A 12,032-nucleotide genomic window follows, 5' to 3' on the forward strand; every position below is an offset into this window, starting at 1 on the left:
CGCGTATCCTGAATGACTGACGGCTGAAAAGAATACCTTTGTCGGGAAGGAAGGTCAATTCATCAGGGGAGGCCGGGGCCGGACGGGACAGGGGGGAGAGGCTTTTCGGCCTGCAGGGAACATTCCCTGTTGCCTCAGGCGGAAGACAAGGCCGCGCCTTTCGCTCAGCACGAAAGGCGCGGCTTTGTCGCGGCCCGGGTCATCGGAGGAAGACCGGCCGGTTTCCGGCAGGTCTTCAGCTCAGGGACGCGCCGAGTTCCCGGGCCTGCCTGAGGGCCGGATGTCCGCCGTTTTTGAGAATGTCGCCTGCCTGGAACACCCCTCCGGCCAGAACCGTGCCGAGGTCGCGCCAGCCGAGCTGGGCAAGAAGAGTATGGTAATAGTCAAGCACGGGCTTCCAGTTGTCCGGAGAATCGCCTTCCGCAGCCATGAGAAGCACGCAGTCCTTATGCGGGTTGCGGTACTGGGGATCGAGCTCCGCCACGGCGAAAAGCCGATCGAAGGCGGCCTTGAGCTGGGAGGTGAAGCCCCAGTAATACATGGGCGAGGCCAGAACCACGATGTCGGCTTCCCGGTAGGCGGGGTAGATGAGAGCCATATCGTCCTTCTGTACGCAGGGGCTCGCCTCATCTTTGCCGCCCTTCATGCAGCCGAGGCAGCCGTGTATGTTCATCCCCTGAAGGTTGAACCGGGTGACGCTGTGGCCCGCTCCCTCCGCCCCTTCCGTGAAGGTGTCGCAAAGGGCGGAGGTGTTGCCGTTTCTGCGCGGGCTGCCGTTGAGAATGATGATGTTCCGTTTCATATGCGTTCCTCCCTGATGGGTATGGAAAATTTGTATCGATTGCTATAAAAATAGTCAACATATTTTTATTAACCGATACAAAAATATTTCCCCAAGGGAAAAAATCGGATGATGAAGGGGGGTTACTCGGAGGAATCAGGGAGCTGTTTCAGGTGGTTGCGCCATTTCGGCAGCATCCGTACGGCATAGGAGGCCATGGCTTCCATTTCCTTGACGCTCATGCCGCTCTGGGCCTGAAGGGACATCCCTTCCAGAAAGGTGTTGAAGGCGCAGGCCAGGCTTTCAGGGGAGGTATCCGCCGGGAGCTGCCCCTCATCCACGGCCTGCCGTATTTTCCGGGCGAACATGTCCCTGGTTTCCAGGCGTCTTTTGCGCAGGTCCTGAATGATGTCCGTTTCTTCTTCAGAGATGTTCACGGCCGCGAGCACCACCATGCAGCCGCAGGGAGTGTCGGGGGAAAGCAAGATACGGGCCGCTTCGGTGAAGAAATCGTGCACGGCAAGGTAGAAGTTCTTTTCTTCCAGGAACCTGCGGGAAGGTTCCAGCCAGTATTTCTCTTCGTAGAAGGCCACGGCTTCGAGAAAAAGCCCGGCCTTGTTGCCGAAGGCGGCATAGAGACTCGGCGCGTTGATGCCCATGGCCGAGCACAGTTCGGAAATGGAGGCGGGCTCGTAGCCGCGCCGCCAGAAGATGTCCAGCGCCTTGAGAAGGGCCGCGTCCTTGTCGAAACTGCGGGGGCGGCCCTTGCCGCGCGGGGTCGTGTTGCCGGATGCTGCCGCCATGAGAAGCCTTTGTAAAGGTTGTCCGCCTTCGCGGAGGGGAATGCGGAGACGGAGGAAGTTTTCTTTTCTTTGCCTGTGAGATGCGCTATTCTGCCCTCGCCCCCGAGGGGGCGTCAAGATGACATTATGCGGAGTGTCCGCGGGAGAGTGGCGATATGGAACATGAAGTTCGCAGGGATTCGTTGTATGCGTGGGTGCTGGCGACAAGGCCGAAAACTCTCGCGGCGGCGCTTTCGCCCGTGCTCGTGGGCTGTTCCCTCGCCGTATGGGCCGGCGTGTTCCGTCCCGTTCCCGCGCTCTTGTGCATGCTTTTTGCCGTGCTTATGCAGATTGCATCCAATTTCATCAACGATGTGAGCGACTTTGAACAGGGCAACGACAGAGAGGACCGCCTCGGCCCCCGCCGCGCCTGCGCGCAGGGCTGGATATCGCCGAAAAAGATGAAGACCGGCATACTCATCGACCTCGGGCTTGCGCTCTGCGCGGGGCTTCCTCTTGCCTTTTACGGCGGCTGGAGCATGCTGGGGGTGGCGCTGATATGCCTTGTGAGCGCCTACCTCTATTCCGCAGGGCCCTATCCTCTGGCCGCGCACGGCTGGGGCGACGTGATGGTGGTGGTGTTCTTCGGACTGGTGGCCGTGGGCTTCACCTACTATGTGCAGGCCGGGGCATGGTCGCCGCAGGCCACGTTTGCGGGGCTTGCGGTGGGGGTATGCATCAATCTGCTGCTCACCATCAACAATTTCCGCGACCGTGACCAGGACCGGATTTCGGGCAAGAAAACGCTCATCGCCCGTTTCGGCGCGGAATTCGGCCTGCGCTACTATCTGGCGCAGGGCGGGTTCGCCTGTGCCTTCGCGCTCTGCCTCATGCCTCACGGCCTGTTCTGGGCCGGACTGCTGCCTCTTCTTTTCCTGCCGCTGCATTACCGGGTATGGAGCATGATGTCGTCGATATACGAAGGCCGTGCCCTCAACCGCTGCCTCGGACTCACTTCCCGCAACATTCTTGTGTTCAGCGTTCTTTTTGCGGCGGGCATGCTGCTGGATGCGGCATTGAAATAGGGCTGTTCCTGTGTTTGGAAAAAGGCCTGGAGCATGTTCTCCGGGCCTTTTGGGTTAAAAGAAAAAAGCAGCCAGGTTGGGGGTACAAAAAAACTTATAGTTGTGCGTAAGTGATAAACCCTCTTTTTGATTTGCCGGGAAAGAGGTGCGGTCCGGCAATTGCGCCCTCAAGCAAATCCAAAGGAGGCCACGACGGGTGACGCCAGGAATTTGGCGCATACGAAACGGAACTGCCAATATCATATAGTCTTTGCACCAGAATATCGCCGACAGGTTTTCCATGGTGAGAAGAAAAGGGTCATAGGAGAAATATGACGAAAGTTATGTGAGCGGAAGGGCGTGAACATAGTGGAAGCGGAATGTTGTCCCGACCACATCCATAGGTTGCTTGAGATCCCGCCCAAGATGAGTATGTCGGCGTTTGTGGGATAGGTGAAAGGAAAGAGCGCCTGATGATATGGGAACAGTTCGGCGAACTGAAGTGCACATACCGTCATCGGGAGTTCTGGTGCCGTGGCTACCATGTCGACACGGCAGGCAGGAATAAGGCAAAGACAGCCGAGTACATCATGTATCAACCGGCCGGGGATAAACTCGGAGAACAGCTGAACATCCCGTACGCCGGAGGCTCGTTTACGGTCGCCGGTAGCAGAAATGCAGATGTCAGATCGTCCATGCGCCTGCCGGGGCGCGGCTGGTAAGAAAGTTTTACAGGCGCACAAGGCGGTTCAGGAAAAGGCCTGCCACAGGCAGACCAGCCCGGCGGCGGCGATGACGAGCATGAGCGCCCTGCGGAAGAGATCCACGCGGATGCGTCTGACCACGGGGAAGGCGCACAGCGCACCGGCGACGCAGGCGGGGATGCCGTACATGGCGTACCTTATGACCTCGGGCGTGTAGAATCCGGCCTTTGCCTGAAGAAGGCAGGTGAAGAGGCTGCGGATGAGGAAGAATATGCCGAGCGTGCCCAGCACTTCGCGCGGTTCCCAGCCCCGGTACAGGGCATAGGCTCCGGCGGGCGGTCCGTCGAAGGATATGGCCGTGCCGAGCAGGCCTGCGCCGAATCCCGCTGCGCCTCCGGCTATCCAGGAATCCTTTTTTCTGGCCCCGGGTCTGGCCGCGCGCTGCCAGAGAACATAGACGATGAGAAGAATGCCTACCGCGCCCTGAAGCACTGCGCCGGGAAGCATGCGGAGCATGGCAAGGCCCGCAAAGGAACCGGGCAGAGCGCCGAGCAGAAGCGGCCACAGGGCGGGCACGCGGCAGTGGCGGAAGTACAGGAATGCAAGGCTTCCGTCCATGGCGGCATTCAGAATGCAGCTTAAGGGAATGACCTCGTGCATGGGCAGGAACATGGCGGCTACGGGAACGGCGACCATGGCCCCCCCGATGCCGGTGACGCCGGAGACGAAGCCCCCTGCGAACCAGCAGAAAAAAACGATGAGGGAAGTGAATTCCATGCTTTTCTCCAGAGGGCGCTGTCGCCCGCGTTGGGAGGCGGCGGAAAGGGGCGGCGTCCCGGAGAGCGGGAGCGGTCCGGCCCGGAGCTTCTCAGAAAAAAGCCGGCCTTTCCCGGGCGCGCAGGGGAAAGGCCGGCGGGAGGAAACCCCGGCCCGCAGGCCGGGGTGTTGCTCAGGCCTGAAGTTCTTTTTCAGGCTGATTCTGAAGGGAATTTTTCTTGAACAGCACCGGGATGTCGGCGCCGCCGAGAATGTTGTGGGAGAGTTCTTCCGTGGAAAGATCGCTCCACACCTTCTTGTTGGAGTAGTAGAACACGAAGCCGAGAATCACCCAGAGAGCCAGCACGCAGCGGGGCGCGAAGGAGATGTAGGCGGGGGAACCGGGCGTGAGCAGCAGCACCAGGGTGAGGATGGAGCAGATGGTGCCCATGATGCAGCAGAACAGTCCGAGGTTCTTTCCGGCGGCATTGCTGCTGCTCAGGATGGCGCGGCGGGCGACGAGGCAGGTGAAGAGGTAGCCGATGCCGGTGCCCACGGAACTCATGTCCACGGTCCAGCCCACGGCGGAACGGCCGGCGAAGGGGGTGAACAGGGCGAGAATGGCGGTGAAGAGAATGGCGTTGTAGGGGGTGTGGTAGGTGGGGTGGATGCGGCCGAACCATTCGGGCAGGATGCGGCCTCTGGCCATGGCGAGAAGCAGACGGGAGGCGGCCACGAAGAAGCCGTTGATGCCGGTGCACACCGCGCCGAACACGGCGCAGGCCAGAATGATGGAGCCGAACTTGCCGAAGGCCAGCGTGGCCACATAGCCGGTGGCCCAGGCATGGCCGCCCGCATTGCGCATTTCTTCCATCTTGGCCAGCAGTTCAGGGTAGGGGATGGCGATGGCCACGCCCAGCATGACCATGGCGTAGAGCATCATGCCCACGAAGATGGAAATGACCATGATGTTGCGGCAGCGGCCGGGATCGAAGGCGAATTCTTCCGAAGCCTGCGGCACGGTGTCGAAGCCCACGAAGAGGAAGGGAGAAAGGGCAAAGATGCTGATGACGCAGGCGGCCTGGGACTTGTTTTCCGCAAACAGGGGAACGAGATTGCTGATACCGGCGGAATCAAGGGAGTTGGCGCCGAAGAAGAAGGCGATGATGCCGAAGGTGAGCATGAAGGCGAGGATGAGCTGCAGCTTGCCCGCCATGCCCACGCTGCGGTAGTTCAGCAGGCCGAAGACAAAGGTACCGGCCGTCATGAGCAGCACTTCGCCCATGTACACCTTCCATCCCGCGATGGTGTACAGCTCTCCGAATTCAAAGACTCCGGGGAACAGGAAGCGGAAAATGAGCGAGAGCGCCGCAATGTCTATCATGACGATGGCCACATAGCCTATGACCAGCGCCCAGCCGCAGATGAAGGACGCGGTAGGCCCGAAGCCGATATAGGCATAGGTGAAGGCGCCGCCCGCCACGGGGGCGTATTTGACCATGTAACTGTAGCATACCCCGACGAAGGAAATGAGTATGGCACCGGCAAGGAAGCCGAGCAGCGTGCCGAGAGGGCCGTCGGAGGGAAGAAAGAGGTCGCCCGGAAGAACGAAGCAGCCCCAGCCGACGATGGAACCCAGCGCGAGAGCGCAGACCTGCATGGGAGAAAGGGATTTTTTAAGTTTTGCTTCAGACATGACGTTGCCCTTGAGTGATGTAGGGGAAACAGAAGCTTCAAAAGAGGAAGTTCTGTGCGGGTACTCTCCTGAGGGAGCGATGCAGCGGACAGACACAAGCAAGCGGTTTTCTATGCGATGAGCCCATAGAAAATGTGAGTTGCGGAACATGAAAGCAAAAAGCGTGCCAACATTCCGTTTCTGGAGAACTCCCCGCTAATCCTTGAAAAACAAAGGATTAAAAATGTGTGCACGAGACTGCCTGAAAGCGGAGAAAAAGAAAAGTACAAAAAATGAAAAAAATTTTTTCTTTTTAGAAAGAAAAATGTGAAAATAAGAGCGAACGGGAAGAGGGAAAGAAGGGAAAAACCGGAACGGCAGGGTGAAACAGCCTCTGATTTGTTATTTTTTTCTTTAATTCGCCGGTAAAAAACGCTCAGCGCGGCCCGGCAAAGCCGCGCTGAGCGGGGAAAGCGTATGCCGGCGCCTTTTTCGTGCGCCGCGCATGGTTTTCCGGCGCGGGAAGCTGCGCGCCGGAGACTGCGGAAGAGATTTTTCAGGGGCACGGCCGCACGGCACGGAAAAGCGCGGTTTTTCTGCGCAATATTCCTGTAACGGCGCGTTTTTCCCGGCGTTTTCCGGGATCAATAGTCGTCTTCGCTTATGCCGAGCTGCTTCATCTTGTAGCGCAGGCCGGGGCCGGTGAGCTCCATGATGCGCGCAGCCTTGGAAATGTTGCCGCCGGTGACGCGCAGTACGTTGCGGATGCAGCGCGATTCAAAGGCGTTGAGCCTTTCCTTGAGGGGAATGACGCTGTTGCGCTTCACGTCGCGGTAGTCGTCCGGCACGGAGATGGGTTCCTTGCCCATGGGGGCGAGGCCTGTGGAGACCTTGCGGTTTCCGAAGCAGGCGTCGCGGAACTGGCGGGGCAGGCAGTCTTCATCAATGACGGTGCGGTCGCCGAGAAGGGCCAGGGAACCTTCCATGACGTGCAGAAGCTCGCGGATGTTGCCGGGCCAGGAATATTCCCAGAAAAGCTTCATGACCGCGTCGGAAACGCGGACATCCTCCGCCGCGTTTTCCGGACGCAGCAGGAAGGAGGAGACCAGAAGGGGAATGTCTTCGCGCCTCTCCCGCAGGGGCGGAACGCAGATGCCCACCACGGCGAGGCGGTAGTAGAGGTCGTTGCGCAGTATGCCTTTTTCCACGGCGGTGAGCGGAGGTTCGTTCAGGATGCTGACGACGCGTACATCCACATCCTTTTCCGTATGGGCCCCGAGTCTGCGTATCTTCTTTTCCTGAAGCACGCGCAGAAGCTTGGCCTGAAGGCCGAGAGGCATGGAGTTGAGCTCGTCGAGAAGCAGGGTTCCGCCGTCGGCCTTTTCAAAAAGGCCGGGCTTGTCCCCGGCGTCGGTATACGCGCCCTTCGAGGTGCCGAACAGGATGCCTTCCAGGAGATTTTCCGGGATGGCCGCACAGTTCACGGCAATGAAGGGGCGCTGCCGCCGGGGGCTTGCCGCATGCAGGGCCTGGGCGAAAAGTTCCTTGCCCGTGCCGTTTTCACCCCAGATCATCACGGGGACGGCGCTTTTGGCCGCCACTCTGGCGTCGCTTATGGCTCCGCGCAGGGCAGGGTCGCGCCCGATGATGCTTTCAAAGGTGTACCTTGTGTCTTCGCTGGAAGGCGCGGGCGGGCGTGTGCGCGCCCGCGTCTCCCCGGTGAGAAGCGCGCTGTCCACCCAGATGGTGAAGGCCAGAACGCCGTCCTTGCGGCCGTTCTCGAAGAGCGGGAAAAAGTCCGTCACCGAGGAGAACAGGGAATTGTTGATGGTCTTGTACCAGTAGGCCTTCCTTAAAAGCGGCACCCCCCGGCTCAGGCATTCCATGGTGGGGATGCAGTCCATTTCGTTGGGCACATAAAGCTCGGTGATGTGCTTGCCCACCACCGATCCGGTGAAGCCGTCCACCCTGCGCTGGATGTCGTTCATGTAGACACAGGTGCCGGTGGCGTCCACCACGGCCACTCCTATGCTCATGCGATCCCATACCGACCGCATGGCAGGGCTCATCACGGTCGACCTGCTGACATTGGTGAAAGTATCCGTACCGATGAACATGGGAGAATCCTCTCTTTGGGGAAAGAGTGATAAAATTTTCCCATGTATAAAAATTCTTTTCTAAAAAGAAAGTTTTTTTATAGCCTCGAAAAAATTTCACCGGGAAAAACACGCGGGAAAATCATAATAAATAGTATTATTTCAATATGTTATATATAGCATGGGAATTTTGGCACGCTTTGTGCATTGCCATGGGCACAAGCAAGCGATTTTTCCCCGGCCTCTAACATTTCCAACAGGAGACACCCATGTCCGTCATAGAGTTCACTCCCTCTGCCCCCGTGGAAGGGCAGGGTTACGCCATCAACTGGGACACTGCCGAACAGCGCGTCTCGGAACTGAAGGACTTCCTCATGACCGCCCCCCAGGTCATGGACCCGGAAAGGCTTCGCTGCCTTCTGGACGTGTACGAGGAATTTGCCGGAGAATCCACCCTGTACATCCGTGCAAAGCTCTTTGAGCGCGTGCTTCTGACCAAGAAGATCTTTCTCGACGGCAACCCCATTGTGGGCACGCTCACGGGCATTCGCTGCGGCGTGAATCCCCTATCCGGAATGGAACGTTTCCTGGATCAAGGACGAAATGCAGCTCGCCAAGATGACCTCCCTCGGGGAAATGAAGATTCCCCAGGAGACGGAAGAGCTTCTGGAAAAGGTGTACAAGAAGTGGAAGAACCGTACCTGCATCGCCCTGAACAACAAGATGTACAAGGACAAGTACGGGGTGAATCCCGCGCAGTATTCCAAGGCGGGCATGTACTACGACAACGTGAGCGTGGCTTCCGGTTCCGGCATTGCCGATTACCCCAAGGCGCTCAACAAGGGCCTGCGCTGGGTGGTCGATGATCTGAAACAGCGCCTGCGCGACTGCCCCACCACCCTGGACAACAAGGAACGTCACGACCTTTACCGTGCCATGATCGTGGCCGTGGAAGCCGTCATCGCCCATTCCCACCGCTATGCCGAGCTTGCGGAAAAGACGGCCGAAGCTGAAACCGATCCGAAGAACAAGGCCGAACTTCTGGAAATCGCGGAAATCTGCCGCCGCGTGCCCGAATACCCCGCCCGCAACTTCCGCGAAGCCATCCAGTCCTTCTGGTTCGTGCATCTGGCCATTGAAGTGGAACAGATGGCCTGCGCCACCTCTCCCGGCCGTTATGGCCAGTACATGTACCCCTTCTACAAGAAGGACATCGAGGAAGGAAAGCTCACCCGGGAGCAGGTCATCACTCTGCTCAAGTTCCAGTGGATCAAGCACATGGAACTCGGCGAATACCAGGGCGGCTCCTATGCCAAGACCCTGTCCGGCCATACCGGCCAGACCATCACCATCGGCGGTGTGGATGCCGACGGCCGCGACGCCAGCACCGAGCTGGAAGAACTGCTGCTGGAAACGCAGATCCGCATGCGCGGCATTCAGCCCACGCTGACGCTGCTCTATCATCCCAAGCTCAAGCCCTCGTACCTGAACAAGGTGGTGGAGTGCATCCGCGGCGGTTCCGGCCAGCCCCAGATTCTCAACAACACCGTGGTCATCGAGCGCAACCTCGCCCGCTTCGCCCAGTATAAGGACGGCATCACCCTGGAAGACGCCCGCAACTGCGGCAACTACGGCTGCGTGTCCACCGGCATCTGCGGCAAGGGAAGCTTCATCACGCAGGAAGACCAGCCCTGCCTGGCCAAGGTGGTGGAACTTCTGCTCAACAACGGCAAGGACCCCTCCACCAAGAAGGTGGTGGGTGTGGAAACCGGCGATCCGCGCGAATTCAAGGACTTTGAAGAACTGTACGGAGCCTGCAAGGAACAGCTCAGGCACCTGTTCACCATTTCCCGCCACCATTCCGACCTCAGCCAGATGGCGCGTCTGCAGGTGGTGCCCAGCGTGTTCCGTTCCGTCATGTACGACGGCTGCATCGAGAAGGGCATGTGCGAGGAAGCCGGCGGCACCCGCTATCCGCAGGTGAACCCCATCATGACCGCCGGTGTGGATGCCGCCAACTCTCTGCTGGCCATCAAGCATCTGGTGTTCGACACGAAGAAGATCACCATGGATCAGCTTCTGGAAGCGCTCAAGGCCAACTTTGAAGGCTACGAAGACATCCGCAAGATGTGCTTTGAAGCGCCCAAGCACGGCAACGACTATCCCGAAATCGAGGCCTTCGTGCAGCGCTTCTACCATGACGTGGACGAAATCCACAGCTCCATCGGCCCGGACTGCTTCGGTTACAGAACGCCCCTGGATGCCTATTCCCTCTCGTACCACAACTACTTCGGTTCGCTCATGGGCGCTCTGCCCACGGGCCGCAAGGCGGGCGTCGCCCTTACCGACGGCAGTGTGTCCGCCATGCCCGGCACCGACCACGAAGGCATCACCGCGCTCATCAAGTCCGGCGCGGAAGCCATCGACACCGTGCGCTACGGGGCCAACCACTTCAACGTGAAGTTCCTGCCCTCCGCGCTGGAAGGCCCGCAGGGCGCGCGCAATCTCATTGCGCTCATCAAGACCTACTGCGATTACGGCGGCTCGCACATCCAGTTCAACTGCGTCAGCTCCGACACTCTGCAGCATGCGCAGGACAACCCGCAGGAATACAAGGATCTCGTGGTCCGCGTGGCCGGCTTCAGCGCCTACTTCACCCGCCTCGACCGCGGTGTGCAGAACGAGATCATCAAGCGCACGGAATATGCGGGCTGACCGCAGGAAAGCCTGAGGCACAGAAGCGGGCGGAGCAGCGGCTCCGCCCATGACAGACAACCGGCCGGAGGATGGGTGGGAAAGACATCCTCCGGCCCGCAAAACGGCCGCCTTCGGGGAGGAAGGATCATGAGCCAGGGAACCGTGTACAATATTCAGCGCATGTCCACCAAGGACGGGCCCGGTATCAGAACCACCGTGTTTCTCAAGGGCTGCCCGCTGCACTGTCTCTGGTGCAGCAATCCCGAATCCCAGCTTTTCACTCCCCAGCTGCTTTTCTTCCGCAACCTCTGCACGGGTTGCGGCGCCTGCGTCAGAGCCTGCCGCTCCGGCGCTTCCTCCATGGAAGAGGGCGTTTCCCGCCTGGACAGGGAACAGTGCCGCGACTGCGGCGCCTGCGCCTTGGTATGCCCCACCAGGGCAAGGGAAATGAGCGGACGGCTCATGAGTGTGGAAGAGGTGATGGCCGTACTGCGCAAGGACGCGCTTTTTTATGAAAATTCCGGCGGCGGCGTCACGTTCGGCGGCGGGGAGCCCACTTCCGGCGGTCAGTTCTTTCTGGATCTTGTGGAAGCCTCGGTTCTGGAAGGCTGGCACGTCGCCGTGGACACCTGCGGTTTCTGCCCGGAGGAGCGTTTCCACAAGGTCCTGAAGATGGCGGATCTTTTCCTTTTCGACATCAAGCACATGGACCCCGAACAGCACAAGGCCCTCACGGGGCAGGACAACGCCCTTATTCTCCGCAACATGAGGGCGGCGCTTCTCTCCGGCAGGGAAGTGCATATCCGCATGCCGCTCATGCCCGGCCTTAATGACTCCGAGGAAAACATCACTGCCATGGCGGACTTTTTCGGAACCTTCGGTCGCCATGAAATAGAAATCATGCCGTGTCACGCCTTCGGCCGCAACAAGTATGCGGCGCTCTCCCTGCCCTTCCCGGCAGTGGAGCAGTACACGCCGGAGGCTCTGCAGAGGGTGCGCGAGCGTTTTGCAAGGCACGGCCTTTCCACCGTTATCGTATAAAAGAGGATGCTGACCATGTTTACCGTGACCATCGGCGAAGAGATGCTGGAAAAGCTCCGCGCCATGCTGGAAGACGAGGATGAGGAAGCCTGCGTGCGCCTTCGTGAATACAAAGTCGGGGGCGGATGACACTGCAAGATCGTGCTCGGTCTGGGCATGGATGAAATGGATGAGGATGAGGACGAAAAGATTGTCGTGGAGGATGTCCCCTTCATTGCCGACAACGATTTTCTCACGAAATACGGCAAGGCCTTTGAGCTGAGCTTCAACGAAGACAGGCAGGTGGTGCTTACCGCGCTGAACGCGCAGATCTAGGCTCAGGACTCATTAATTGCCAAAAGGGTAAAAAGTTCTTATTATCGGCATAGGGAGGATGCCATGAAGGAACTTTTTTATCTTTCTCATGAACAGATTGCTCGTATCAAACGCTACTTTC

General features: G+C 59.0%; 8 protein-coding genes and 2 pseudogenes. 5 read left to right on the forward strand and 5 right to left on the reverse strand.

The window, feature by feature from the left end; all coding sequences use genetic code 11:
• Positions 1-235 precede the first annotated feature (235 nt).
• Positions 236-802, reverse strand: coding sequence for a flavodoxin family protein (locus Q0K07_RS02075; RefSeq protein ID WP_294555726.1), 567 nt, complete (start codon positions 800-802; stop codon positions 236-238).
• Positions 803-924: 122 nt separating this feature from the next.
• Positions 925-1,584: a TetR/AcrR family transcriptional regulator gene (locus Q0K07_RS02080; RefSeq protein ID WP_294555728.1), complete on the reverse strand. Its 660-nt coding sequence runs from the start codon at positions 1,582-1,584 to the stop codon at positions 925-927.
• A gap of 155 nt (positions 1,585-1,739) precedes the next feature.
• Between Q0K07_RS02080 and Q0K07_RS02085 the strand changes: the two genes are divergently transcribed.
• Together Q0K07_RS02085 and tnpA are read left to right on the forward strand one after the other, a co-directional pair.
• The gene (locus tag Q0K07_RS02085; protein WP_294555730.1) at positions 1,740-2,648 is read left to right on the forward strand and encodes a 1,4-dihydroxy-2-naphthoate polyprenyltransferase; all 909 of its coding nucleotides are present in this window, start codon (positions 1,740-1,742) and stop codon (positions 2,646-2,648) included.
• A gap of 159 nt (positions 2,649-2,807) precedes the next feature.
• Positions 2,808-3,349: pseudogene (gene tnpA, locus Q0K07_RS02090) on the forward strand (IS200/IS605 family transposase).
• A 27-nt stretch (positions 3,350-3,376) separates the two neighbouring features.
• Here the strand turns inward: tnpA and Q0K07_RS02095 are convergent.
• From Q0K07_RS02095 to Q0K07_RS02105, 3 genes are all read right to left on the reverse strand, one after another.
• Positions 3,377-4,108 (reverse strand): sulfite exporter TauE/SafE family protein, encoded by a 732-nt coding sequence (locus Q0K07_RS02095; RefSeq protein ID WP_294555732.1) that lies wholly within the window; start codon positions 4,106-4,108, stop codon positions 3,377-3,379.
• A gap of 172 nt (positions 4,109-4,280) precedes the next feature.
• Positions 4,281-5,783 carry an APC family permease gene (locus Q0K07_RS02100; RefSeq protein ID WP_294555734.1) on the reverse strand — a complete coding sequence of 501 codons (1,503 nt, stop codon included), beginning with the start codon at positions 5,781-5,783 and terminating at the stop codon, positions 4,281-4,283.
• A 623-nt stretch (positions 5,784-6,406) separates the two neighbouring features.
• Positions 6,407-7,879 (reverse strand): sigma 54-interacting transcriptional regulator, encoded by a 1,473-nt coding sequence (locus Q0K07_RS02105; protein ID WP_294555736.1) that lies wholly within the window; start codon positions 7,877-7,879, stop codon positions 6,407-6,409.
• Between the two features lie 248 nt (positions 7,880-8,127).
• Between Q0K07_RS02105 and Q0K07_RS02110 the strand changes: the two are divergent.
• The 3 genes and pseudogenes from Q0K07_RS02110 (at position 8,128) to Q0K07_RS13280 (ending at position 11,911) form a co-directional block, all read left to right on the forward strand.
• Positions 8,128-10,573 (forward strand): annotated as a pseudogene (locus tag Q0K07_RS02110) (glycyl radical protein).
• Positions 10,574-10,702: 129 nt separating this feature from the next.
• On the forward strand, positions 10,703-11,596 hold the full coding sequence (locus Q0K07_RS02115; protein WP_294555739.1) for a glycyl-radical enzyme activating protein: 894 nt from the start codon (positions 10,703-10,705) through the stop codon (positions 11,594-11,596).
• A 15-nt stretch (positions 11,597-11,611) separates the two neighbouring features.
• Complete coding sequence (locus Q0K07_RS13280; protein ID WP_367178862.1) at positions 11,612-11,911, forward strand: ErpA-related iron-sulfur cluster insertion protein; 300 nt, start codon at positions 11,612-11,614, stop codon at positions 11,909-11,911.
• Positions 11,912-12,032 lie beyond the last annotated feature (121 nt).

Source organism: uncultured Mailhella sp., assembly GCF_944324615.1.
Lineage (GTDB): Bacteria > Desulfobacterota > Desulfovibrionia > Desulfovibrionales > Desulfovibrionaceae > Mailhella.

What these genes read in the sequence shown, in the direction of transcription:
- Q0K07_RS02075 (WP_294555726.1), bottom strand. Translation starts at nt 802, where the DNA reads ATGAAACGGAACATCATCATTCTCAACGGCAGCCCGCGCAGAAACGGC.
- Q0K07_RS02080 (WP_294555728.1), bottom strand. Translation starts at nt 1,584, where the DNA reads ATGGCGGCAGCATCCGGCAACACGACCCCGCGCGGCAAGGGCCGCCCC.
- Q0K07_RS02085 (WP_294555730.1), top strand. Translation starts at nt 1,740, where the DNA reads ATGGAACATGAAGTTCGCAGGGATTCGTTGTATGCGTGGGTGCTGGCG.
- Q0K07_RS02095 (WP_294555732.1), bottom strand. Translation starts at nt 4,108, where the DNA reads ATGGAATTCACTTCCCTCATCGTTTTTTTCTGCTGGTTCGCAGGGGGC.
- Q0K07_RS02100 (WP_294555734.1), bottom strand. Translation starts at nt 5,783, where the DNA reads ATGTCTGAAGCAAAACTTAAAAAATCCCTTTCTCCCATGCAGGTCTGC.
- Q0K07_RS02105 (WP_294555736.1), bottom strand. Translation starts at nt 7,879, where the DNA reads ATGTTCATCGGTACGGATACTTTCACCAATGTCAGCAGGTCGACCGTG.
- Q0K07_RS02115 (WP_294555739.1), top strand. Translation starts at nt 10,703, where the DNA reads ATGAGCCAGGGAACCGTGTACAATATTCAGCGCATGTCCACCAAGGAC.